The organism is Paenibacillus sp. FW101-FHT12H11, assembly GCF_058790355.1.
Genome location: NZ_JBYTCO010000010.1, coordinates 59,481 through 84,391, shown reverse-complemented (window position 1 = coordinate 84,391; position 24,911 = coordinate 59,481). Strand labels below are relative to the sequence as shown.

At 46.5% G+C, this 24,911-nt stretch carries 21 protein-coding genes and 1 other annotated feature; of the genes, 15 read left to right on the top strand and 6 right to left on the bottom strand.

Annotated features, from left to right (window positions below; all coding sequences use genetic code 11):
* The first annotated feature begins 202 nt into the window (after positions 1-202).
* Positions 203-1,927: an acetate--CoA ligase gene (acsA, locus tag AC3WTJ_RS28480; RefSeq protein ID WP_492524640.1), complete on the top strand. Its 1,725-nt coding sequence runs from the start codon at positions 203-205 to the stop codon at positions 1,925-1,927.
* 62 nt (positions 1,928-1,989) lie between these two features.
* On the opposite strand, the gene AC3WTJ_RS28475 is transcribed toward acsA, so the two are convergent.
* Complete coding sequence (locus AC3WTJ_RS28475; RefSeq protein ID WP_492524639.1) at positions 1,990-5,100, bottom strand: transglycosylase domain-containing protein; 3,111 nt, start codon at positions 5,098-5,100, stop codon at positions 1,990-1,992.
* 128 nt (positions 5,101-5,228) lie between these two features.
* Positions 5,229-5,507: a binding site (T-box leader), on the top strand.
* Positions 5,508-5,557: 50 nt separating this feature from the next.
* Between AC3WTJ_RS28475 and tyrS the strand changes: the two genes are divergently transcribed.
* On the top strand, positions 5,558-6,817 hold the full coding sequence (gene tyrS / locus AC3WTJ_RS28470) for a tyrosine--tRNA ligase (protein WP_127452157.1): 1,260 nt from the start codon (positions 5,558-5,560) through the stop codon (positions 6,815-6,817).
* A 40-nt stretch (positions 6,818-6,857) separates the two neighbouring features.
* Here tyrS and rpsD read toward each other — a convergent pair whose 3' ends face one another.
* Positions 6,858-7,457 (bottom strand): 30S ribosomal protein S4, encoded by a 600-nt coding sequence (rpsD, locus tag AC3WTJ_RS28465; RefSeq protein ID WP_127452159.1) that lies wholly within the window; start codon positions 7,455-7,457, stop codon positions 6,858-6,860.
* Between the two features lie 352 nt (positions 7,458-7,809).
* On the opposite strand from rpsD, the gene AC3WTJ_RS28460 reads away from it, so the two are divergent.
* From AC3WTJ_RS28460 to AC3WTJ_RS28445, 4 genes are all read left to right on the top strand, one after another.
* Positions 7,810-9,798, top strand: coding sequence for a diguanylate cyclase (locus AC3WTJ_RS28460; RefSeq protein ID WP_492524638.1), 1,989 nt, complete (start codon positions 7,810-7,812; stop codon positions 9,796-9,798).
* A 173-nt stretch (positions 9,799-9,971) separates the two neighbouring features.
* Positions 9,972-10,649: a TVP38/TMEM64 family protein gene (locus AC3WTJ_RS28455; protein WP_492524798.1), complete on the top strand. Its 678-nt coding sequence runs from the start codon at positions 9,972-9,974 to the stop codon at positions 10,647-10,649.
* Between the two features lie 111 nt (positions 10,650-10,760).
* Complete coding sequence (locus AC3WTJ_RS28450) at positions 10,761-11,009, top strand: HPr family phosphocarrier protein (protein ID WP_127452161.1); 249 nt, start codon at positions 10,761-10,763, stop codon at positions 11,007-11,009.
* A gap of 122 nt (positions 11,010-11,131) precedes the next feature.
* Positions 11,132-11,419, top strand: a complete 288-nt coding sequence (locus tag AC3WTJ_RS28445; RefSeq protein WP_056833125.1) for an Fpa/YlaN family protein — start codon at positions 11,132-11,134, stop codon at positions 11,417-11,419.
* 55 nt (positions 11,420-11,474) lie between these two features.
* Here AC3WTJ_RS28445 and cax read toward each other — a convergent pair whose 3' ends face one another.
* Positions 11,475-12,521, bottom strand: a complete 1,047-nt coding sequence (gene cax / locus AC3WTJ_RS28440) for a calcium/proton exchanger (protein ID WP_407867830.1) — start codon at positions 12,519-12,521, stop codon at positions 11,475-11,477.
* 199 nt (positions 12,522-12,720) lie between these two features.
* Between cax and AC3WTJ_RS28435 the strand changes: the two genes are divergently transcribed.
* A complete protein-coding gene (locus AC3WTJ_RS28435) occupies positions 12,721-13,101 on the top strand; it encodes an Asp23/Gls24 family envelope stress response protein (RefSeq protein ID WP_127452164.1) in 381 nt (126 codons plus the stop codon).
* Positions 13,102-13,130: 29 nt separating this feature from the next.
* Here AC3WTJ_RS28435 and ftsW read toward each other — a convergent pair whose 3' ends face one another.
* Both ftsW and AC3WTJ_RS28425 read right to left on the bottom strand, forming a co-directional pair.
* Positions 13,131-14,279 (bottom strand): putative lipid II flippase FtsW, encoded by a 1,149-nt coding sequence (gene ftsW / locus AC3WTJ_RS28430; RefSeq protein ID WP_407867829.1) that lies wholly within the window; start codon positions 14,277-14,279, stop codon positions 13,131-13,133.
* A 13-nt stretch (positions 14,280-14,292) separates the two neighbouring features.
* Entirely contained in the window at positions 14,293-14,640 is a 348-nt protein-coding gene (locus tag AC3WTJ_RS28425) for a YugN family protein (protein WP_181646160.1), read from the bottom strand.
* Between the two features lie 205 nt (positions 14,641-14,845).
* On the opposite strand from AC3WTJ_RS28425, the gene AC3WTJ_RS28420 reads away from it, so the two are divergent.
* The 7 genes from AC3WTJ_RS28420 (at position 14,846) to AC3WTJ_RS28390 (ending at position 23,402) form a co-directional block, all read left to right on the top strand.
* Entirely contained in the window at positions 14,846-16,015 is a 1,170-nt protein-coding gene (locus tag AC3WTJ_RS28420) for a M20 family metallopeptidase (protein ID WP_492524637.1), read from the top strand.
* A gap of 63 nt (positions 16,016-16,078) precedes the next feature.
* On the top strand, positions 16,079-16,519 hold the full coding sequence (locus AC3WTJ_RS28415) for a CBS domain-containing protein (protein ID WP_492524636.1): 441 nt from the start codon (positions 16,079-16,081) through the stop codon (positions 16,517-16,519).
* A 194-nt stretch (positions 16,520-16,713) separates the two neighbouring features.
* Positions 16,714-17,874: a Gfo/Idh/MocA family protein gene (locus tag AC3WTJ_RS28410; RefSeq protein WP_492524635.1), complete on the top strand. Its 1,161-nt coding sequence runs from the start codon at positions 16,714-16,716 to the stop codon at positions 17,872-17,874.
* Positions 17,875-17,932: 58 nt separating this feature from the next.
* The gene (locus AC3WTJ_RS28405; protein ID WP_157321395.1) at positions 17,933-19,006 is read left to right on the top strand and encodes a Gfo/Idh/MocA family protein; all 1,074 of its coding nucleotides are present in this window, start codon (positions 17,933-17,935) and stop codon (positions 19,004-19,006) included.
* A 134-nt stretch (positions 19,007-19,140) separates the two neighbouring features.
* Positions 19,141-20,847 (top strand): DNA repair helicase XPB, encoded by a 1,707-nt coding sequence (locus tag AC3WTJ_RS28400; RefSeq protein WP_492524634.1) that lies wholly within the window; start codon positions 19,141-19,143, stop codon positions 20,845-20,847.
* Complete coding sequence (locus AC3WTJ_RS28395; protein ID WP_492524633.1) at positions 20,837-22,870, top strand: helicase-associated domain-containing protein; 2,034 nt, start codon at positions 20,837-20,839, stop codon at positions 22,868-22,870. Before AC3WTJ_RS28400 ends, AC3WTJ_RS28395 begins: the two co-directional genes overlap by 11 nt.
* 82 nt (positions 22,871-22,952) lie before the next feature.
* On the top strand, positions 22,953-23,402 hold the full coding sequence (locus AC3WTJ_RS28390) for a YlbF/YmcA family competence regulator (protein ID WP_127452411.1): 450 nt from the start codon (positions 22,953-22,955) through the stop codon (positions 23,400-23,402).
* Positions 23,403-23,408: 6 nt separating this feature from the next.
* On the opposite strand, the gene AC3WTJ_RS28385 is transcribed toward AC3WTJ_RS28390, so the two are convergent.
* Positions 23,409-24,413 (bottom strand): asparaginase, encoded by a 1,005-nt coding sequence (locus tag AC3WTJ_RS28385; protein WP_492524632.1) that lies wholly within the window; start codon positions 24,411-24,413, stop codon positions 23,409-23,411.
* A gap of 47 nt (positions 24,414-24,460) precedes the next feature.
* On the opposite strand from AC3WTJ_RS28385, the gene AC3WTJ_RS28380 reads away from it, so the two are divergent.
* On the top strand, positions 24,461-24,724 hold the full coding sequence (locus AC3WTJ_RS28380) for a YlbG family protein (RefSeq protein WP_127452182.1): 264 nt from the start codon (positions 24,461-24,463) through the stop codon (positions 24,722-24,724).
* Positions 24,725-24,911 lie beyond the last annotated feature (187 nt).

The window sequence follows — 24,911 nt, the reverse complement described above, 5'->3', positions numbered from 1 at the left end:
AACAGCATGATATGAGTGATTCCTTCTCGGTTAGGTCATAGTCCCTTTATACCAAATTTTATTTGCAAATAAAAGCTGAACTTAGGCGTAGGCGAAAAATTCTCCGTGTGATATAATAGAATATGTCAAAAATCGATCACATTTTGCTCGAAAACATCAGTAAAATGAAAGCGGTTTATCTCGTGAGGAGGGTTTTACGTACATGGATCAAATGAAAGTTGAACTCGTTGAAGCGGTAGCTACTAATCCTAACATGAAAAATTATGAGGAAACACACGCCAATTTTGACTGGAAAGAGATCGAAAAGAGCTTTTCCTGGTACGAAACAGGCAAAGTGAATATGGCTTATGAAGCTATTGACCGCCATGCTGAATCGTCGAAGAAGGATAAAGTTGCGCTCTATTACAGCGACAACCAAAGAGAAGAGGCCGTAACATTTGGACAGATGAAAGACAGATCCAATCAGTTCGGTAATGTGCTTCGTGGTCTTGGCATCGGCAAAGGTGAACGCGTATTTATTTTCATGCCACGTACGCCTGAGCTGTACTATGCGTTGCTAGGAACGTTGAAAGTAGGGGCTGTTGTAGGGCCATTGTTTGAAGCTTTTATGGAAACAGCCGTGAAAGATCGTCTGGAAGACAGTGAAGCTGTTGCCATTGTGACGACGCCAAGCTTGCTTTCCCGGGTTCCTTCGAGCGAACTTCCTCATCTGAAGCACATCATTGTTGTTGGTGAAAATGTGGAGCCTGCTGAAGGTCATGTTGACTTCTACAAAGAGATGGAAACGGCTTCTTCTGAGCTTGAAATCGAGTGGCTGGATCGTGAGGATGGACTCATTATTCATTATACATCGGGTTCAACTGGCAAACCGAAAGGTGTTTTCCATGTACAGAATGCCATGATTCAACATTACTATACAGGTAATATCGTTCTGGATCTCCAAGAAGATGACATTTACTGGTGTACAGCCGATCCAGGTTGGGTTACAGGAACTTCTTACGGCATTTTTGCTCCGTGGCTGAATGGGGCTACGAATGTCATCCGTGGTGGACGCTTCAGTCCTCAGGATTGGTACAACACGCTGCAAAAATATAAAGTAACCGTTTGGTACAGCGCACCGACAGCTTTCCGTATGTTAATGGGAGCAGGCGATGATGTTGTTTCCGGATTCGATCTTTCGTCGCTTCGCCACGTGCTGAGCGTTGGTGAGCCGTTAAACCCTGAAGTTGTTCGATGGGGATTGAAAGTGTACAACCAACGTATTCATGACACATGGTGGATGACGGAAACAGGCGGACAGCTCATCTGTAACTATCCTTCCATGACGATCAAGCCTGGCTCCATGGGACGTCCGATTCCGGGCGTTGAAGCGGCTATTATCGACGATGCGGGGAACGTCTTGCCTCCGAACCGGATGGGCAACCTGGCGATCAAGACACCTTGGCCGTCCATGATGCGCAAAATTTGGAACAATCCAGCCAAATATGAAGAATACTTCCGTTTAACGGGCTGGTACGTTTCCGGTGATTCGGCTTATCAAGATGAAGAAGGGTACTTCTGGTTCCAAGGACGCGTTGATGATGTTATCAACACAGCTGGAGAGCGGGTAGGTCCATTCGAGGTTGAAAGCAAGCTTGTTGAGCATCCTGCGGTTGCAGAAGCAGGGGTCATTGGCAAACCTGATCCGATGCGCGGCGAAATCATCAAAGCGTTTATAGCGCTGCGTGAAGGTTTCACACCATCCGATGAGCTGAAAGCGGACATTTCCAAATTTGTCAAAGAAGGGCTTTCCGCCCATGCTGCACCTCGTGAAATTGAATTCAAAGACAAGCTGCCGAAGACGCGGAGCGGCAAAATTATGCGCCGTGTCCTCAAAGCTTGGGAGCTCAATCTCCCAACAGGCGACTTATCCACGATTGAAGACTAGAATGAATTGAACGACGAACTGAAAAAGAACCTAGTGATGATTATCATCACTAGGTTCTTTTTTTAGTCATTATAGGCAATGGAGGCAGATGCTTTGGACTCGCCTGAGTCACTGACAGCCGTTACTTTGTAGAAGCCATTGTAAGCTGCTGCATAATAATGAAACTCTGTTCCGCCTTCTACCGTTCCAAGTTTGGAGTAGGTGCCTTTTTCCTTGTTGCTATAGTAGACGTTATATTTTTTGACTTTTTCTTTCGCAGCATTTGCTTTCCAAGTGAGCACAATGCCTGCTCCGTCTGCTTTGGCTTTAAGTCCGGTCGGAGCGCCTGGTGAATCCTTCGCAGTCGTGTTTGGCGGTTCAGTTGCGCCAGTAGGCGGCGTGGATGCACCTGGGGCACCTGGGATCTGCGTGCCATCATCGGATGGGACAAATAGCGAATCAAGCGAGCTTCCGTCGGTATAGGCTGAACGGCTTGGTGGTGACTCTTTACCGACAACATCAACAGCCGTCACATAGTATCCCATTAAGCTTGATGCAGGGATCGTATCAACAAATTTCGAATCCGCACCGGCTAAAACAACTTTGCCGCCTAATAGTTGGAACTTGCCGCGGTTATCCGAACGATAAATGCGATAACCGACTATATCCGGGTTCGAACTTGGCTGGAAGGCGATGGAGACCGTTTCTCCGGACTTTGTTGCTGTTATATTCGTTGGAGCACTTGGCTCTTTGCCGTCATCAACCCTTGGATCGGTTTCGGAAGGCGCATCGTCATCATAATCGGTCGGTTTGTAATTATCGATCGGCTTTCTGCTTTTCTCAGGAAGCTTGTTCAGTGCGTCTTGAACTTCTTTGAGCAATTGGGAAATCGATTTCTGGCGTTTAATAACCGTTTTTTCTTGAACGAAATCGATCGGTGTTTGATCCTGTGCGATGTAGTTCAAGCCGTTATAGGAGCTGATTTTCATCCGCACCATGACATTGTCGACTTCCGTAGGCACGTATTTCTTGTTGAAAATATCAGTCACTTGAAGATTCGAACTTGTTGTTAATTCGCTTGGCAGTTTGCCAGATAAGCTGGATACAGTAGCCGATACGATACCATCAGGTTTGGCGAACGTTTTGGTAGGGAAGAGTTCTGGCTTCTGTTCGATCGTTTTATTCATGATTAAGGCCCAGACGTCTTTGGCGTGATTCGTTTGCAGCGTTTTGGAAGAGAGCTTATTGATGGGTTGGTCATAGCCAATCCAAACGCCGACCGTAATATCCGGTGTAAAGCCCATGAACCATGCATCAGCATCATCTTGTGTAGAGCCTGTTTTACCTGAAATCTCGATTTTGCCGTAAGATTTATACTTTTTCATTAGGTCAGTAGCGGTACCCTGGCTAATTACCGTTTTCATCATATCCGTAATCAGATACGCACTTTGTGGGGAGTAGACCTGTGTTGGCTTCTGATCATGAGAATAAATCGTTTGACCGTTCGAATCTTTGATTTCGCGAATCATGAATGTTTCATTGTATTGTCCCTTGTTTGGGATAGAAGCGTAGGCTCCAGTCAGCTCTCTGACGGAAGTACCGCGGCTTAATCCGCCGATTACACCGGTTTGGGCGTAATAATCTTCTTTTTGAATAGAGGTAATCCCCAGCTTTTTCGCAAAATCCCAGGCGTCGTTAATACCGACTTTATTCAAAAAGATATCGATGGCAGGGATATTGTAAGACTGGTTCAATGCTTTTCTGGCTGTCATTAATCCGTGGAACTTGTGATCCCAGTTCTCAGGCAGATGGAAACCTTTGACGCCGTCTTTGAGAATGATCGGAATATCATCCACAATACTTGCCGGTTGAATGGCTCCTTTTTCTAAAGCTGGAATGTATGCGGCGATGGGCTTCATCGTTGAACCCGGCTGTCTATACGCTTGTGTAGCGTGATTCAGCTGTTCGTCGAAGAAGTTCCGACCCTCGATCATTCCCTTAATGGCGCCTGACTTGGAATCGATCATGATCGCGCCGACTTGCTCAATGCCTTTTTTCTCATCGTTTGGTGCAAAGTTCTTATCGTTGCTTGAGATTTCGTGCATGGAATCATAAATCGTTTTGTCGATCGTGGTGTAAATTTGATAACCACCGCGCAGCAGCTGAGTATGTATGCCTTTTAAAGCTTCATTATAAGCGGCTTGATTTTTGGTAGGATCAAGGTCTGGCTTTTGAATTTTCAGCAAAATCTCGGCTGCTTCCTGTTCCGTCTCAATCATCAGATACGGATAAGTCGTATACGCTTTTTGAGCGGCAGACGGCATAGATCCTTTCAGATCAAACTTGAGAGCGGCTTGATATTGCTCGTTCGTTATTTTCTTTTCTTCGAGCATCCGTTTCAGTACAAGCTGTTGCCTGGTAACAGCCTTTTTGAAGCCATCTTCATCAAACTCCGGTTTGCTTGTGAATGCCGAGTACTGAGAAGGGGATTGCGGCAGTCCAGCCAGATAGGCGGCTTGGGCTACGTTTAGCTTGTTCAGATCATCAATATCGAACAGACCTTTGGCAGCCGCTTTAATCCCGTATAGGTTGTAACCGGTTGAGCCGTTTCCATAAGGGATTTTGTTCAGATAGGCGAGCAAAATCTCATCTTTGGACATCAGGCGTTCCATTCGCAGAGCAAGCAGCAATTCTCTTGCTTTACGGCCATCATCTCGATCCAATGTTAAGAATACCCGTCTGGCGAGCTGCTGCGTAATCGTACTTCCTCCGGTTTGGACTTCTTCATTCAGCAGCTTTTGGGTGACTGCCCGGTAAAGTCCGCGGAAATCAATTCCGTGATGCTCGTTAAAGTCTTTGTCTTCAATGGAAAGAACAGCATCTAACAATACTTGCGGAATATCATCCAATTGAGCGAGACGCCGGTCTTCCTCGGTTCGCAATTGTCCAATGACCGTGTCGTCATTGAAGTAAGCGAAGCCGGTTATTGCGTTTTCCTGCATCTGCTGGCGAATTTCTTCCTCGCTGCGGACAGGATCTTTTTTAACCAGTGCACTGACATATCCAAATGCCGCGGAGCCGCCCACGATTCCTGCTAAAAAGGCAGAAATGAGCGTCCATTTTAACGTAATCCCGATTACTTTGAATGTCGTTCTTACCCAAGGGCGATTGATTTTGGCGAAAAAATTGCGCATAAGTTCCAATATCCTCCTTACATGAACCCTAATAGTATACCATAATTGCCCTCCCAGCGGTAATGATGTGTCGAAGAAAGGTGGTTGCATGGTTTGACAATGGCCGGAAATCTATGATATAAATTGAATCAAATGCGTAGATAGATCAGCAGTAGGTAGCTTGTGGATGCTTTCAGAGAGCCGGTGGAGGGTGCGAACCGGTACCTGCAGGTTAGTGAATTACGGTCTGGAGCAGTAAATGGGAACTTGCAGCAACAGAAGCTGCATTAGTAGTGTTTGCCGATTAAACCCCGTTACAGGTTCTTGAGTGAAAATAGTTAGCCGTACACGGGCGTTGTTCCTATAGATGTACGTAACTGCTGTTTTAATTAGGGTGGTACCGCGAGTCAAGTCTTCTCGTCCCTTGTGGATAAGAAGGCTTTTTTGTATGCCCACATAACAAAGGAGATGGATGAACATGTCGATTTTGAAGGATTTGGAGTTTCGTGGATTGCTTCATCAAATTACAGACCGCGAGGGCTTGGACAAGAAGTTAAGCGAAGAGCGAGTCGTTTTGTATTGCGGGTTTGACCCGACAGCGGATAGCCTGCACATCGGCAGTTTGCTGCCTATTTTGACATTGCGCCGCTTTCAATTAGCGGGTCACATTCCTCTAGCGCTCGTAGGGGGAGGCACTGGCTTGATTGGAGACCCTAGCGGTAAAGCGAATGAGAGAACCCTGAACGGGCCAGAAACCGTAGAAGCATGGTCTCAAAGCATTAAAGGTCAGCTATCGAGATTTTTGGACTTTTCATCGGACATCGAAAATAGCGCGGAGTTAGTCAACAACTATGATTGGCTCGGGTCTTTGAATGTGATCGAATTCTTGCGCGATGTAGGTAAAAACTTCACAGTGAACTACATGCTGGCGAAGGATTCCGTTGATTCCAGGATCACAAAAGGTATTTCTTTTACGGAATTCAGTTACATGATTCTGCAATCCTACGACTTCTTGAAACTGAACGAAACGAAAAATTGTTCCTTGCAGATCGGTGGAAGTGACCAGTGGGGCAATATCACAGCCGGTCTTGAGCTTATTGGCAAAACAACGGAGAGCAGAGCTTACGGCGTAACCTTGCCGCTTGTGACCAAAAGTGACGGACAAAAGTTCGGTAAAACAGAAGGCGGAGCGATTTGGCTGGATGCAAGCAAAACATCCCCTTACCAGTTCTACCAGTTCTGGTTGGGTACGGCGGACAACGATGTTATTCGCTTCCTGAAGTATTTCACGTTCATCAGCCACGAAGAAATTGAGCAATTGGAAGTCGAGGTCCAAACTCAGCCGGAGAAAAGAGAAGCGCAGAAATTGCTTGCTCGTGAAGTTACGAAGCTTGTTCACGGGGGAGACGCGCTTGAGAGCGCGCTTAATATTACAGCGGCATTATTCAGTGGCAATATCCAGGAACTATCTCGTACAGAGATCGAGGAAGCCTTTAAGGATGTTCCGTCTTCGACACTAGAACAAGAGGATATGCCTTTGGTGGATCTGCTTATTGCTGTAGGGGCTGCACCGTCCAAACGCCAAGCTCGTCAAGATATTGAAAGCGGCGCTGTGACGGTTAACGGGGTCAAAATAACAGAGCTTGATGCGGTTGCCAAGGACTTGGGCAGACTCGGTGAGTCTTACATCGTTATTCGCCGCGGCAAAAAGAACTACTATCTGGCTCAGTTTAAATAAAATAAACCCCTTAGGGAATTCCCTAAGGGGTTTGCTTTTATTAACGGCTGTAGAACTCGACGATTTGTTTCTCGTCAATTTCTTGAGGAAGCTCAGCGCGCTCTGGCAAACGGATGTATTTGCCTTCTACTGCTGCATCGTTGAACTCAAGGTAAGTTGGCAGGTGGTTACGGTTAGCAAGAGCTTCTTTCACAGCGGAAAGGCCTTTGCTTCTTTCGCGAAGAGCGATAACGTCACCAGTGGATACGATGTAAGAAGCGATATCTACTTTTTTGCCATTTACAGTTACGTGACCGTGAGAAACGAGTTGACGCGCGCCTGCACGGGAGTTGGAAAGACCAAGACGGTAAACCAAGTTGTCCAAACGGCTCTCAAGCAAGATCATGAAGTTCTCACCGGCGATACCTTTAAGTTTGGAAGCTTTGTCGAACAAGTTGCGGAATTGCTTCTCGTTCAAGCCGTACATGTGACGAAGTTTTTGTTTTTCATTTAATTGAACGCCGTAACCGCTCATTTTTTTACGTTGTCCTGGGCCGTGTTGACCTGGAGGGAATGGGCGTTTCATGTCTTTGCCGTTACCACTTAAAGAGATACCAACGCGGCGGCTTAATTTGAACTTAGGTCCTGTATAACGTGACATTTAGGAAAAACTCCTTCTTTTTAACAAATAGTTTAGTAGATAGCATCTAGATGTCAGGGTGAAGACAAGTGCCTGGTTTTGCTTACGAATCATAATGTGATTCCCTGACAAGAGTAGTTCAGCCGCTGTCTTGGCAGGAGCAAAAGCAGTGAGGGTGATCACAAATGGCATTCACCGAAATCATGTTGTTACTCGACTTCTAATTTTATTAAAAAGCGGGGCAAGTGTCAAGTCTCAATCCGTCAGAGCAAATCTAAAATATCGTGCAATAACAGTCGAAAAATAGTATGATAAATGAGGTAACATGTTAGCCTGGATCAAAAGAACTATAGTTTGTTAGTGAGGAGAGCCTATGAGTGAACCGCTTCGTAGTATGAAACAACATAGTTCGGCAGAGCACTTCGAAGAGTTTCTTCGGCAAGGACTTGTTCTTCCTAGCAACTTTTCCTATGGAGAATTCAATACGGATCAAGCGCTGCAAGATGCATTTGAGTATTGGGTTTATCAATTTGGACAAGCGATGCTACCGCATCAAACCGCATTGTTGTGCGTAAATAGGGATCTTCTTGTCATTAACGCTTGTTTAAATAACGCCCCGTTTATGGAGGAATACTCGCAGACAGGAGTGTCTTGGAACTTTGCTGAACGAGAGGAGAATCCTCTAGCCAAGTGTTTAGCCATTCCTCGATTACATGTGATGTCTGGCGAAGAACTGGATGTTTCAAGGCAGAGTTCGATGTATGCTGCCGCCATTCCGGTCTTTGACTCACAAAAACAACCCATTGCCTATCTGGGACTATTCTCCCATTTCCTTACAGAGACTAATGGACTTATTCAATTGCTTTACACCTTGTCGATATCCTTTCATAGCTGTGTACAAAGCATTGAGGATCGTCGACAATATGACCAACTGTTGCTGCAAAATCAGCAAAGAGAGCTTGATTTTAAAAAGCATGACATCTTGTTTGAAGCCTCTAAAAAGCTGCATGCCAAAATTGATGTTGACTCGGTGCTGACGGAGGCAATTGAATGTATGTACCGCGTGTACCCGCATATTCAAGTCGATCTGCTGCTCTCGCAAGATAATGATTCAACGAATCTGTCCGTTAAGCCCTTGAATTTTCAAAGTATTGAGAATGACATTTGTACGCGCGCCTTTATGGAAAGCACCGTGGTCTTTGAGCCGACGAAGGGCAGCGAAGGGCCAAGTACAGGGAAAGTAGCGGCGCCATTATCCGGTAAGCAGGGTGTGTACGGCGTTTTATATATGCAATTTGAGCATGATTTGATTCATGCCGCCGATTTGCAATTTATTTCAATGCTCGCCGATACGGCGGGTTCGGCATTCGAGAATGCGAAGCTGTATGAGCAGTCGAACGTCATGATTAATGAGCTTCGCTTAATTAATGAAATTACCAAGCAACTTAACCAGAGCTTGCGGTTGAACGAAATTTTCAGCTCGGCTTCTAGTGAGATTTTAAGCATCTTTGGAGCCGATTTTTGCTGCATTCTGCAAACGGATCAAGATTCGGACAAACTAATTCTGCAAGCCACGAACTTGCCTGCGTTGTTCCATGAGACTTTTACGATGGACCAGGGCTTCTCCGGGCAAATTTGGAGGACGAAAGAAGCTGTTATCATATCAGATTATCTGGCAACCAATAAGGTGAAGTCGAAATTCATGCATTTAAGCAACGCTAGATCGCTCATCGGATCGCCTATTTTAGTGAACGGCCGTGTAGAGGGTGTCATTCTCGTGGCGCATAACAAGCCGAATTTCTTTTCCTACGATAACTACAAATTATTGCAAGTGCTTTCCGGACATATCGGTTTAGCCATGACGAATGCCTCTTTGCATGCGGAAGTGAAACGGATGGTTATCACGGACAATTTAACCGGCCTTTATGCGCGTCACTATTTGGATGAGCAAGCGAATTTGCTGCAAAAGAAGGACTTCTGCGGTTCGCTAATCGTTGTTGATATCGATAATTTCAAACGTATTAATGATACGCATGGCCATCAAATTGGCGACAAAATATTGATTCAAGTGAGTCAAATCATTAAGACCTGTATTCGCGAGAGCGACATCGCGGCCAGATGGGGCGGTGAAGAGCTCGCTGTATACTTGCCTCAAGTCGCTAAAGATCAGACGATTCGCATTGCAGAGCGCATACGCACAAGAGTTCTTAAGGAAACCAGTCCGCAAGTGACTGTTTCCTGCGGGGTATCCGATTGGAACTGGGAAGAGGATAAGATTAGCGTTGAATCCTTGTTCTATCGGGCGGATATGGCGTTGTATCAAGCTAAAAACAGTGGGCGTAACCAAATTAAAGTCGGCTAGCTTTCCACAAAAACCACTTATCTATAGATAGGTGGTTTTTGCTTTTCATAACGTTGCAAAAAAAGGGCAGACTAGCTTCAGACACGCATGCTTTTACCCTACTTTTCTCTTCCTGAACTAACGGTAACATGATACAATGGTTTGGTTAAGGGAAGGATGGTCGAAATTTGTCAGTGGCTAACAGAAAGCGGATACTTTCAATTCTACTTATTATCATTTTAGTCGGTTTTTTGGTTTATTTTTTCTTCTTTAACCACATAGGCATTAAACTTGCTCACAGCAATATGAGGCAACTGTCAGATCATTTGAATGATCTTGGTTGGCCCGGCAAAATCATCGGCATGGCTTTGATATTTGCTCAAACTTTTTTCCCGTTTATTCCTTTTGTGTTGGTAGCCGGGACGAATGTTGCGCTTTTTGGGATTAAAGTAGGGTTTTTGGTCAACTATATTATGTCTTGCCTAGGAGCAATTGCCTCTTTTTATTTTGCTCGTTATTATGGACATGCTTGGGTAGAGAAGAAATTAGAACGATTTCCGCTTGTTACTCAGTTCAGCCGCCGCATGGAGCAGCGTGGATTTGTCTATGTACTTTTAGGGAGATTGATTCCGATTTTACCGTCATCGGCAATTAACTTTGCTGCAGGACTCACTCGAGTACGATTCACTCAATTTCTATGGGGCACTGTCATTGGGAAACTTCCCATCGTTTTTTTAGAATCCATGATTGCTCACGATTTATTTCATTTTCACAAATATAAAGGAAGACTTCTCCTTCTGCTCGGTATCTTTGTAATCTTAATTCTTGTTGGTAATGGTGTGAAGAAGGTGCTGGCACCCAAATCGAAATAAAAATTGTTGGGGAATGCAGGAAATTTTCTAGTTGCGCTTTGTCACCTATCCAAGTTATCATATAGAAAGCAAGGCGACCAACTCATATGCAAATAAATGGAGGAATGAAATATGCCAAGTGCTAATAACGCCGCAATTGTTGAAATTTCACAAACAGCTAATAAATTTAGATCATCCATCGTTCTCCAATATGATAATAAGTATATCGATGTGAAAAGTATTTTGGGGTTGTTCACAACTCTGCTTAGCTCCAGCAAATATGATTTGCACGTTCACGGTCCAGATGAACAAGAAGCGAAAGTCGCTATGGCCGAAGTTTTCGCTAAGCATGATCTAGGGGTTAATGTTGTAGAAGACTAGATTAATGCCTGATGAAGGTACTCTCAGAATCTCTGAGGGTACCTTCTCTTGTATATTGGAGCAATTTCGCTTAATATAGATACATATAAGGACGGATGACTATGCGTATAGGGGGAAGTGGAATGTCTTCATCTGATCTGTTGTTGGACATGAATCAAAAAGCGCTTAATCTTCTTCAAGAAGATGCAGATAAAATCGAAAAGCTGATCGAAGTACAAATGGAAAATTTGACAACACGTCAATGCCCGTTGTATGAAGAGGTTCTAGATACGCAAATGTACGGTCTGTCTAGAGAAATTGATTTTGCCATTCGTGCGGGACTTATTTCCGAGATGCCTGGCAAGCAAATTCTCAGCAAGCTTGAACGTAACCTTGCTCAGCTATATGAAGCGCTGAATAACAAAAAGTAACCCATCATTCGGGTTACTTTTTTTGTTTGGCATATGTAGAGGTGATACACGAATGTTAGACGAGGAAGAATACGACGCCCAAGATGATGTAGACAAAGAGCAGGAGGAGACCTTCATACCAATTGGTTGAACCATCCTGTGTGATGGATTTGGTGATGAAGACGGCGACCCCGATGGCGGCGATCTCATAGGTTGTGAAGACGATATTCATTGGCGTGCCGCTCATGAAGAAGCTGACTAACACTAGCACTGGAGCTACGAATAGCGCAATTTGTAAGGAGCTGCCGATGGCAATTTCAACGGCTGCACCCATTTTATTTTTCATCGCCATCATGACGGCTGCGCTGTGTTCAGCTGCGTTCCCGATAATCGCTACGAGGAAAGCCCCGACAAAGAGCTCCGAGAATCCGAATTTATGTGTAACTTCCTCCAAGGTGCCAACCAGCCATTCACTCGTGAAAGCAACCATGACGGTGGATAGAACGAGGAAGAGAATAGATGTTGTTTTGGACCAAGCAGCCTCGCCGTGCTCAATGGATGCATCGGAAAGTATGCTTTTGTGGGTAACCATGGAGAACAACAGCCAGAGCAAGTAGGCGACTATGAGTAAAATCGCGACGATCATGCTCATCGTCGAAGTTTCTTTAGACGTTAATCCTCCCGTAAAAATCGCTGGAATGAAAAGCGCTACGACGCCAAGAATCATCAAAGACGAGTTGTGGGAAGCCAGCTTGACGTTAAACGACTGCTCTTTGAACTTAAGTCCTCCTGCAAAAATACTAAGCCCGAGCACCAGCAGGAGATTCCCGATGATAGCCCCGGTAAGGCTGGCCTTCACGATATCGTACAAGCCGTCCTTCACAAGGAAGATGGCGATGATTAGCTCTGCTGCGTTGCCAAACGTGGCGTTAAGAAATCCACCTACCCGTTCGCCAGCATAATGGGCCACACTTTCAGTCGCTTTGCCTAGGAACCCGGCAACAAAAATAATCGCGATACAGGCAATGACGAATTGCAGGGTTGTATCCATATGCATGTAGTGTGCAATCCCTGTCAATACAAAAGAAATGATTAAACCCGCATAAAACAATTTACCTTTCAATGTACACCCTCCGACTCTTCAAATATTGGAACTTTTTTACTTCTTTTTACTATACCCACTTTGCCTGATAAAGTAAATTCGATTTGGACATTTGCGGCAGTTCTTGCTTTCATCTATTGAACTTATTACAATAGATTTATACCAGAGTGGAGAAGTTTGGCATTCCATTCAAAGAACCCTATATTAGGAGTTGATCCATATGTCCGAAGACAATCAAACCGGTTTAATTCGTATTTCTGATGATGTAGTATCCACAATAGCAGGTCTAGCAGCTCTTGAAACGGCTGGCATAGCAGGAATGTCTGGCGGCATTTCTGAAGGCTTAGCTAAGCGCTTGAGCGGTAAAAACGTGCAACGGGGCGTATCAGTAGAGGTAGGTCAAGTGGAAGCTGCCATCGATTTACGCGTTATCGTCAATTACGGTTCCCGTATTCAGGATGTATGCAGGGATCTCCAAGAGAACGTTCGGGAAGCTGTCGAGAATATGACAGGTTTAAATGTGGTTGAAGTGAACGTTAAAGTAGAAGGCGTTGCTTTCAGAGAAGAAGAACTTGCAGACGATCCTCTTCGTGTAAAATAAAAAAAAGACCCAATCGAATTTCGTGTCGATTAGGGTCTTTTTTTGGTGGCTGGTTCTTCTTTGCGTATTTGTTCCCTAGATATACTAAGTATAATGCCCATACTGATCAGAGAGACCATCATGGAAGATCCTCCGGCCGATATAAAGGGGAGGGTTACCCCGGTTAGGGGAATGGTTCCTGTGACGCCTCCGATATTAACAAAGGCTTGAAAGCCGAACATCACCATAATTCCTACCCCTGCTAGCATGCCGAACATATCCGGACTGCGAACGGCAACAAGGATACCCCGCCAAATGAAGAAAATGAAAAGAAGAATAAATAGAGAGCTTCCTATAAATCCTAATTCCTCACCGATAATGGCAAAAATAAAATCGTTATGGGCCTCAGGCAAGTAGTGCAGTTTCTGGATGCCTTGTCCGAAGCCAGCCCCTCGAAAGCCGCCGTGTCCAAATGCGTATAAGGACTGGACCACTTGATGTCCGGCACCTTGGGGGTCCGAGAAAGGATCCATAAACGAAGTCAAACGGTCAATTCGATAGTTGTTGCCATCGGAGCCGCCTTTTAACATATAAAGGGCTACGCCGATTGCACCAAGGGTAAGGAAGCTTGTCCCCAGCATGAAAATGTGCTTCAAATTGGAGCCGCCAACCATAATCACGATGGCCGAACAAATAAAAAGAATCATGCATGAACCAAGATCCGGCTGGAGCATGATCAGGAAACAGACGAATCCGACAACAATCAAGGCGGGGAGAAGCCCCTTTTTGAAATTGCGGAAATTCTCCTCCTTATTGCTGATTAACGAAGCCAAATACAGAATGACAATTAACTTGGCGAACTCTGTGGGCTGAATCCCGAATTTCCCAAGCGTGTACCAACTGCTGGCTCCGTTTGCTTTGGTTGTGAAGATAACGAAGATTAGGGCAATCACGATAAAGAAGAACGCTGGGATGACAAGCTTTTTGAGCTTCGTGTAATGGAGATTCATGCAAAAGAGCATGCCGATGGTTCCAATCCCGACAGCGATTAACTGCTTTTTCGTAAATGCCCAGGGATCTCCATAATAAGCGCTTGTCATCGAGCTTGCACTGAAAACCATGGCCAGACCGAAGCAAACAAGCACAAAGGTTAATAGAAGCAGCAGAAAATCCGGCGTTCCTCTTCGAGGTGGATTCATGCTGTATCCTCGCCTAGTCCGCTAATGCTTGCTTCAGCTGATCCAATTTTTGCTTGGAAAGTTTGAGCACAGATTCAGGAATTGGTGAATCGTAGTCCAAACCATGCGGGAATGTTTCTCTGCCTATGTATGCATCCTCTAGAAACAAAATAGCGTAAGGGGATTCCAGTTTGCCGGATTCTACACGGGCATTTACACGCAAGAAGTACACGGATTTACTTGCTTTATCTTCCATTTTGAAATCATAAGTAGCACGAGTGTATTCCCACTGCCAGCGCACGAAACCTAGCTTCGTCGTTACTTCATCCAGGTGAGCCAGATCGCTTTTTAAGCCTTTTAAGCCAGTTGCTTCAATAATCACTTATAACGCCTCCATATTGTACGTATGCATTCTTTATTCATGATAGTATGTTTCCAATGGTTCTGCAAGTCGATAGCTTCGTCTAATTTCTAATATTTGATGGCACTTTGGAGATGAAACTGGCGCATTAATTTGGTAGAATAGGGTCAATCACTTAGGCACAATATGAAATACCTACATATAAGGATGAGCGGAGGAGTTATCTATGATTGATTTTCAAGCGGACTTACAAGCCATTTATGAAGAAATGGTTGGTTGGAGGCGCTATCTGCATCAAAACCCTGAACTCTCCTTCCATGAGTACCGGACGGCTGATTTCGTAGCAACCCACCTTCGCAGTTGGGACATTGAAGTCCGTCAAGGCGTTGGCGGCAATGGCGTTGTCGGGCTTCTTCGCGGCGGCGAAGACGGACCAACCGTTGCTCTGCGAGCCGATATGGATGCTCTTCCTATTCAAGATGAGAAAAACTGCACATATGCATCGCTGACCAAAGGGGTTATGCATGCATGCGGCCATGATGCCCACACCTCTACCTTGCTCGGGATTGCCAAGGTTGCAAGTAAGCGCCGGGCGGAGTTGAAGGGCAGTTTGGTTTTCCTATTCCAGCACGCTGAAGAAATCACCCCTGGCGGGGCAGATGCCATGATCCAAGATGGAGCGCTTGAAGGTGTTGATGCTGTGTTTGGCGTGCATTTGTGGACACCGTTCCCAGTCGGCCATGTTTATTCCAAAGCCGGTCCATTAATGGCAGCTCCCGATGAATTTACCATCCAGATTCAAGGGAAAGGCGGCCACGGCGGCTTGCCTCATCAAACCATTGACAGCATCTATGTCGCTTCTCAATTAGTTGTGAACCTGCAATCGATTGTAAGCCGTCAAGTGGATCCGATTGAACCATGCGTTGTGAGTATCGGCTCCTTTCATGGAGGGACGAGCTTCAACGTCATTGCAGAAACAAGCGCGTTAAGCGGGACTGTTAGAACTTTTAACGCAGAGCTTCGACAAGATGTCAAGCAACGCATCGAACGGATCGTGCAGTCGACTTGCGAAATGTATGGAGCTGCTTACGAAATTGATTATAAGCTGGGCTATCCAACGGTAGTGAATGACGCGAATGAAGCTAGTCGATTCTTTAAGGTAGGCGCTGCATTATTTGGGGCAGAAGCTACACAGGAATCTCCACTTATTATGGCCGGAGAAGACTTCTCTTATTATTTGCATCATCGGCCGGGCTGTTACATGTTTGTTGGAGCGGGCAATGTAGAAGCGGGGATTATCCATCCGCATCACCATCCCAAATTTGATATCGATGAGAAGTCCATGCTGAATTCGGCTAATTTGCTGCTTGGAATGGCTTTGGATTATATGGCATGAATGCCGTCCATCCTTTGGAGAATGCTATGTCTGTAAGACAACTCTAAGGGAGGGATCGTGGACATGGCTGGGAAAACAGTTCGGGATATTATGAGTAAAGATTGCGTAACAGTGACTTTGCAGGATAATGTGTATGAAATTGCTGTGAAAATGAAACAGCACGATATCGGATTTGTTGCCGTTGTTGACGGCAAAAAGCTCATAGGTGTTGTGACCGACCGTGATTTGGTCGTCCGCGGATATGCGGAAAAACATTCAGGTTCTACGGCTGTTGACAAGGTAATTACGAAGGATATTGCAACGATAGATCCGAATACTTCTATTGAAGAAGCAGCCAAGATTATGGCGAAAAATCAAATCCGGCGGCTGCCTGTCGTTGAGAACGGGGAGCTTGTCGGTATCGTAGCCATCGGAGATCTAGCTGTGCGCGGCAGCTTTGAAGATGAAGCGGGCCAAGCACTCGGCAAAATCTCTTCGGACAAAACGCCGGTTGGAGCAAGATAAAGGATTAACAAGATCAAGGATTAATCTGCGTATTTTGGACCGGGCATCCGGTCCTTTTTACTTGGCGAAAGCACGAATCTGTCAAAGTTCGCAATAAGGTGGTCAATCTGCGACAAGATGCGAACTGCTGAAATATGCTACATTGGTAACGTGTTCAATTAATTGTGAATCTGACGAGAAAAAGGTGAGTACATATGGAGAAAGTTAGGATTGGTATTATCGGTCTGGGCAACATGGGAACTGGACATGCCAAATATTTGGTGAAAAACGAAGTAAAAGGCGCGGAATTGACAGCTATATGTGAATTCAGAGCGGATCGTTTGGAATGGGCGAAAGAAAACCTAGGTCAGGATATCCAATTATTCGACAATCTTGACGCATTTCTGAATTCAGGCGCTATCGATAGCGTACTGATTGCGACTCCACACTATGATCATCCTGAAGTAGCGATAAAAGCTTTTCAAGCTGGACTTCATGTTCTGTGTGAGAAACCGGCAGGCGTATATACGAAACAAGTGCGCCAAATGAATGAAGCGGCTAAAGAGTCAGGCAAAATCTTCAGCATGATGTACAACCAACGTACAAATCCTTTATATAAAAAGCTCAAAGATCTGGTGGAATCCGGTGAACTCGGCGAAATCCGCAGAACCAACTGGATCATCACGAACTGGTACAGATCCCAAAGCTATTACGATTCAGGCGGCTGGCGCGCAACATGGGCTGGCGAAGGCGGCGGTGTTCTGATTAACCAGGATCCGCATCAGCTTGATTTGTGGCAATGGACGATTGACATGATGCCGAAGCGTGTTCGCGCGTTCTGTTACTTCGGAAAACACCGCAATATCGAGGTAGAAGATGATGTAACAGCATTCGTTGAGTACGAGAACGGCGCGACAGGGTTGTTCGTTACAACAACAGGGGAAGCTCCGGGAACAAATCGTTTTGAAATTTCCGGTGATCGCGGCAAAATTGTTATTGAAGACGGCAAGCTGACATTCTGGCGTTTGCGCGTTTCCGAAAGAGAATTTAACGAAACATTCAAAGGCGGATTCGGTCAACCGGAATGCTGGAAAATCGATATCCCAATCGAAGGTAAAGAAACAAGCCACATGGGAATTACTCAAAACTTCGTTGATGCAATCCTTCACGGCACACCGCTTGTTGCTCCAGGGGAAGAAGGCATCAAAGGCTTGATGCTTTCCAATGCGATGCTGTTGTCCACGTGGACAGACAACTGGGTTGATCTGCCGATTGACGAAGACCTGTTCGAGCAACATTTGCAGGACAAAATCAAAAATTCCACCGTTAACAAAGAAGCTGGCTATAAAACTTTCGATGTTTCCGCTTCAAGATAAATAAGACTAACCATTTGACCCTATCGATACATGGGTACGATCGTGGAGGAATTCGGATATGCAAAAAAGCGATGGAATGAATTATGCACCAAAAGGTAAACCGAACATCGTCGTGCAAAAAGGTGAGTTCGTCTTCGCAGCAATTGCCTTAGATCATGGTCATATCTATGGGATGTGTAATGGTTTATTGGAAGCTGGAGCAGAACTGAAATGGGTCTACGACCAAGATCCTGCGAAAGTAGCAGCTTTTATTGCGAAATACCCGCAAGCTAAAGCAGCCTCTTCGGAGCAAGAAATTTTCGATGATGCGGAAGTTAAGCTGATTGCTGCGGCTGCAGTTCCATCCGAGCGTGGACCGTTAGGTATTCGGGCGATGGAGAATGGCAAAGACTACTTTACAGACAAAACGCCATTCACTTCGTTGGATCAACTTGCTGCTGCCAAAGCTAAGGTAGAAGAGACTGGCCGTAAATATGCCGTTTACTTCAGCGAACGTCTGCATGTAGAAAGCGCTGTGTTTGCCGGCCAATTGATCGAAGAAGGCGCTATTGGGCGCGTTGTTCAGGTAATTGGTCTTGGGCCGCACCGACTGGGTGCTGCAGGCCGACCGGATTGGTTTTTCAAAAAAGATAAGTATGGCGGTATTCTGTGTGATATCGGCTCTCATCAAATTGAGCAATTTCTGCATTATGCGGGATGCAAAGATGCTACCGTGGTAAGCAGTAAAGTCGCGAACTACCATGCGAAGGATTATCCGGAGCTGGAGGATTTCGGTGACGCTACACTTGTTGGGGATAACGGCGCGACCAACTATTTCCGTGTGGACTGGCTGACACCGAGCGGTCTTGGAACATGGGGCGACGGACGCACGCTGATTCTGGGAACAGAAGGATATATTGAGCTTCGTAAATATATTGACATCGCACGCGATCCGCAAGGAGATCAGTTGTATCTGGTCAATCAGCAAGGCGAGAAACACTATAGTCTTCATGGACAAGTTGGCTTTCCGTTCTTTGGCCAATTGATCCTTGATTGCATCAATCGCACGGAGAATGCGATGACGCAGGCGCATACGTTCAAAGCAGCAGAGCTCTGCTTGCTTGCACAGGAGAAAGCAGTTCGCGTTGAATAGAAATTATCAAACGGGTAGTCCGGCGATCGCCGCCGGGCTGCCCGTTTTGCTTTTTTATGAATAAAACAGACAGGCCAGATAGGTTTAAATCCAGTCCTTTCCTTTCATACTAATGAGAAAGGAGATGGCAACCAGTGAAAGTAGATCCTACTCGTCCTCTGATCGTACAAAGCGATTTGTCAGTCTTATTGGAGACGCATCATCCCGAATTTGAGTCCGTTCGGGGGGTTCTATCCCGTTTTGCGGATCTCATCAAAAGCCCTGAGCATCTCCATATGTACCGGATTACACCGTTATCGCTGTGGAATGCAACGGCTGCCGGGATGCCGATCGAACAAATGTCAGCTTGTTTGCAGCAGAATGCGAAATTCGGCGTACCGTCCTCTGTGCTAAGCGGGATTCGTAAATATGCAAACCGCTATGGCTTGTTACGCATGGAAGACGTCGGCAACGAGCTCTATCTCGTCAGTGATGATACAGTCATACTAAGAGAAATTCGTGCCTACGATTCGTTGAAAAAATATTTAGAAGATACCCGCGGCGAGCGGGCTATTGCTATTTCGCCGGCATATCGCGGCGTGTTGAAGCAGGAATTAACCAAACTCGGCTTTCCGGTTGAAGATTTGGCCGCATACCGGAGCGGTGAATTTCTTCCGATCCGGCTGCGTGACGAAGAAACAGTGGAAGAGCCTTTTCAGCTGCGCGACTATCAAAAGAGTGCCGTGGATGCCTTCCATCGCATCGGAGAAGGGGGAAGCGGCGTTCTTGTGCTGCCTTGCGGGGCAGGTAAAACGGTGATTGGTATCGCCGCTATGGCAAGATGCAGCTGCGCCACGTTGATCCTTACTTCGAATGTCACATCCGTAAAGCAGTGGAAGCGGGAAATTTTGAGCAAAACAGGGCTCGGCGAAGATCAGGTCGGCGAGTATAACGGAACAACAAAGGACGTACGGCCGGTTACTATTGCAACGTATCAAATCCTGACACATCGTGGAAAAAAAGAAGACGACTTCGCTCATATGCGTTTGTTCAGCGAGAGAGAATGGGGGCTTATTATTTATGATGAGGTGCATCTTCTCCCAGCTCCTGTTTTCCGCGCTACAGCGGACATTCAGGCGACCCGCAGACTCGGGTTGACCGCTACGCTAATCAGAGAAGATGGCCGAGAGGAAGATGTATTCTCTTTAGTGGGGCCTAAGAAGTTTGATATGGCATGGAAAGAATTGGAGTCGCAAGGTTGGATCGCTAAGGTTACCTGTCAGGAAGTGCGCGTTCCGCTCTCCGAAAGCGATCGTGACCTGTACGGCGCTTCCAGCGCCAGACAGCAATTCCGGATTGCAGGGGAAAATAGCGCCAAGCAACAGGTAATTGACCATTTGCTGCGGCTCCATGCCGATGAACCGACTTTGATTATTGGCCAATATATTGATCAATTAGAGCAGATTTCAGCTCACACCGGCGCGCCGATGATCAGCGGTTCAATGGCCTATGAATACAGAGAGGAGCTGTATGATCAATTTAAAAAGGGGCAGCTTCCGCTGCTAATTGTTTCCAAGGTGGCTAATTTTGCCGTTGATTTGCCGGATGCCGCGGTGGCTATCCAGGTTTCTGGCAGCTATGGGTCACGCCAAGAGGAAGCGCAGCGCCTAGGACGCATTCTTCGCCCCAAAAGCAGCGGCGCAAATGCAGCCGTCTTTTATTCCATCCTCAGCGAGGATACGAAAGAGCAGGACTTTGCCATGAAGCGTCAATTGTTTCTGGTTGAACAAGGTTATGAATATTGCATTACGCGTTGGAGTCCTGAAACGAAAGATCGTAAAGGAGAACAGTATGAGATATGAGCATGTCGTGAGTCGAATGCCGGAAGCCCTGAAGCAGCTTATTTCCAGCCAGACCTGGTGCTCATCTTACATCAAAGAGGGAGTTTCACTGCCTGATCTGTTGACGGACCGGAAATATCTCTTAAGACTGCTGTCTCATTTGTCAGTAGATGAGAAAAATACCCTCCGTCTTATTCTTAGCGCATTCGGCTGTGAGTCGTTCACAAACGCTGCGCTAGAAAAGCAAGCGGGTCTCCGTACGGCCGGCGCGCAAGTCGCCATAGGCCTGGTAGGCCTTAGACGGGCAGGCGTTATTGCCGCTTTCCGCAAAGCCTGGGGGGAACAGCTTTTTGTGCTGCCAGAGGATGCTTTTGAGGCATGGCAGGGACTGCTTTTTCCTTCCGTAAAGCTTATGACTATGGTGGATGATAGCAAGCTTGAATTAATGCCGGCGGGGGCTACCCAAGCGACTGGCTCGCAGGAGGAAGAAGCAACCGTGCATCCGCGAGGTCTTGCCCAGCAGCTTTTTCACTTTATGGTAGCGTGTTCGCAGCAGTCTTCACTTCCCTTGACGAACAAAGGGACATTACATAAAAAGCAAATCTTAAAGCTTACCCAGTATCTCACGCTTCCGAATGACCTGCTGCGCGCCGCGGGAATTACCTACGCATTCAGGGATATTTACGATGATGGTGCAGCGCTGATGTTAGAAATGGCTATTCGGATGGGATTTATTTCAGGGCAGGGTGACCAGCTAGTTGTGTGCAAGGACGTTTTCCTGACATGGCTGGATGACAGCTATGAGAGCCAACAGAAGGCGCTATATGGCGTTTGGCGGCAGTTGCAGCTTCCTGCACCTGTCTGGCTTCAACATGGCTTAGCATGGATGGAGAGAGGGGAAACAGGCCAATGGGCTCAGCTGGATGCTATCGTTGGAGCGATTAAGGCCTGCTGTTCCGAATGCGATCAGCTGAAAGAAGCTGATTCTCTTTCGCGTGCGCTCCTCTCTTGTTGGATTGCGCCGCTGTCCATCTTCCGTTTTATAGAGCTTGCTGCCGATAAAGAAGGCGGTATATGGTTTCGCTGGCTGATTTCACTGAGGGAGGAACAGGGATCAGAAGCAGGAATCAGCGATGATTCATCCGATGTTGCGGAAAAACATTCGGAGTCTTCTTCACTTTATGTGCAGCCCGATTTTGAAATTCTGCTGCTTCCAGATGCTTCGCTTCGAACGGAATGGGAGATCGCGGCGTTCGCCGACCTTAAGCAAACGGATTACGTTCGTACTTATCGGATGACAAAAGAAGGCTTTTATCGCGCCTGGGAAATGGGGCAAAGTAGTGAAGAGATCATCTCCATGCTGCAAGGGAATGCGTATTATGAAATTCCTGAGCCAATAACCGTAACGCTGCGGCAATGGGGCGAGCAGACCGGCAAAGTGCATTTTGAAGAGGTAACGCTGCTTCGCTGCCGATCGAACGACATTGCAGACGCCCTGCTTAGAAATGAGAAGTGCCAGCCGTTTCTTCGGGAACGTGTCGGCGCGGCTGATTTTGTCGTACCCAAAGCGCAGCTCCCTCAGCTTACGAAATGTTTAGAGAATATGGGCTATAACCCTAAAAGCAGCCGTAAAGACGAGGGGGATCAGGGAAGCAACGCCGCCAAGGGTCCATATGGTAATCAAACGCCTGGTTTATGTTATTCCAGAGATTCCATCCAGCTATATGAGATGGATGCTGAGCTTCCTGAAAGAGATGACTTGTACCCGGACATGAGGGATATCCCATCCAGTTGGCTGCAGGACTTTCGTTCTTACCACGGCTCCACGCGTAAAGAAATGATTCGCAAGGCCATAGAATGGAAGAGCTGCTTACAGCTGCGCAAAGAAGGGCAGAATCGCTTCATCATTCCTAGAAGCTTGCGCGAAGAACGTACAGGTTGGATTCTGGAGGGCTTTGAAGAATTGCAAGAGATTGCATGGTCTGGCGAGGATTGGGAGGAAATGAAATTGATTTTGCCGGGGATTAATGATAAGGATATCTAGAGAAAAGGAAGAAACTCTTGAGGAACTGTGGTATAGTAGAGATGTTAGATACTCTTTAAGAGGAAGGAAGTTGAACATAGGTATGTTACAGACGATGGAAACAGAAACGATTGATATGTCGGCCGTCCTTATGCAGGCCTATGACATGGGTGACATGATTAATTCCTCTGCTGAAGTGGCAGATTATTTATATTGGAAGAACGCTGTTGAGAACAGTGCGGAAGTGAAAGAGCTGAAAGCCGTCTTTGCAAGGAAAAAAGATGCTTTCGAAGAATGCGAGCGTTTCGGGCATTATCACCCGAGTTATCACGAAGCATTGGCTGCTGTGAACGAGGTTCAGGACAAGTTACATCAGGTCGAGGCTGTTCGCAGATTCAAAGAAGCGGAGGATCGCTTGGACGATTTACTGTTCACCGTATCCACGACGATCGCTCACGCCGTATCTGATTCTATCAAAGTTCCAAGCAATAACCCGCTGCCAACCGGCAAAGGATGTTCCTCCGGCGGAAGCTGCAGCGGCAATTGCGGTTAACCCATGTTATAACTGGAAATCGGGGCGGATGATTCCGACCTCGGTTCCTTGCCAGTTATGAACGGTAGGCGTGTGAAATGCAGCAAGCTTGTTGACTTCGGATGCCGAAAGCAGATCTAATTGCTTCAGAGCTTCAACGACAGCAGGATATAACGCTCGCTGATTACCGTCTTCAATCTTCAGCACAAAACCCAACCCCTTATCGGGAACCGTTAGTGCGAAAATACCCTCAGCGCCCATTTTGCCGATGATTCGGCCTTGCGTGGCTTCGATTAATTGCGTATCGAAGCGATCGCTGCCTGCTAGGAATTGAGGATATTTTCGCACCGCGGCGACGATTCTCTGGCAAGCGTTTGCACGGACTTCAGGCAGCGCTTCCGGGCTTCCAAGCCGGGCGAATGCAAGGGCTAGATGATGGATGGGCATGCCGAATACGGGCACTCCGCAGCCGTCGATCCCTAGCTCCATCTGCGATTTGGGGATGTCTGACATCACGCAAACCGCCTCCAACATGAGCTGCTGCACAGGATGCTGCAGGCTCATGTATGTATCCGGCGATGCACCGAGGTGTGCACAAAGTGCCAGCATGCCTGAATGCTTGCCCGAGCAGTTGTTATGCAGCGTGGTCGGCGCTTCTCCCCGCTCGCGCATCGCCTGTGCGGTCGGCGCGTGGTAGGGCTCATGAGCACCGCACTGCAGGTGCTCGTGGTGGAAACCGAGCTTGCCCAAGATGCCTTGGGCAGCGCTCACGTGCTCGGCTTCCCCGTTGTGGGAAGCGCAGCACAAAGCGATTTCGGCCTCGCCAAGGCCGAAATGATCCGCCGCGCCGGACTCGATGACCGGCAGCGCTTGAATGAGCTTCGCCGTCGAACGGGCGAAGGTAAGGAGCTGTGGGTCGCCTGCGCCGTGCAGCAGCGAGCCCTTGGTATTAACGACCGCGAGATGAACGCGGTGAATACTTTCCGTTATGTTCCCGCGGTACACGCGGACAATGGTGTTAGAAGGCTTCATGTAAGGGTATCACTCCATACTAGGATTATTGAAAAGAGGTTGCAATCATGATGATTGAGCGTAGCGGGTTAATCATTTGGGTTAATGATGTTAAAGCCGCCAGAAACTTGGAAAGATTCGGCTCGCTTCATTACATATCCAAGAAAATGAATTATGCGGTTCTTTATATACATGCAAGCAAAGTTGAAGAAACGACTCGCAGCTTACTTAAGCTGCCCTACGTCAAAAAAGTAGAGAAGTCGTATCGCAACGAAATCAAAACCGAATACAGTAGTGAAGTACCGGACAAAACTAGATTTTACACCCTTTGAGGCTGTAGTGCAAAACGAAAGCTTCGGAAGAAGCTTTTTTTATTTTTTGAATTTTTAGATAATAAGCATTTTTTCATGAATTCACAAATATTTATTAATAATTTTATATATTCTTACATGGGAAAAAAAGTTATAATCAAGTAAACTATAACATACATACATTCATGGAATAGGTACGCGGACTCAT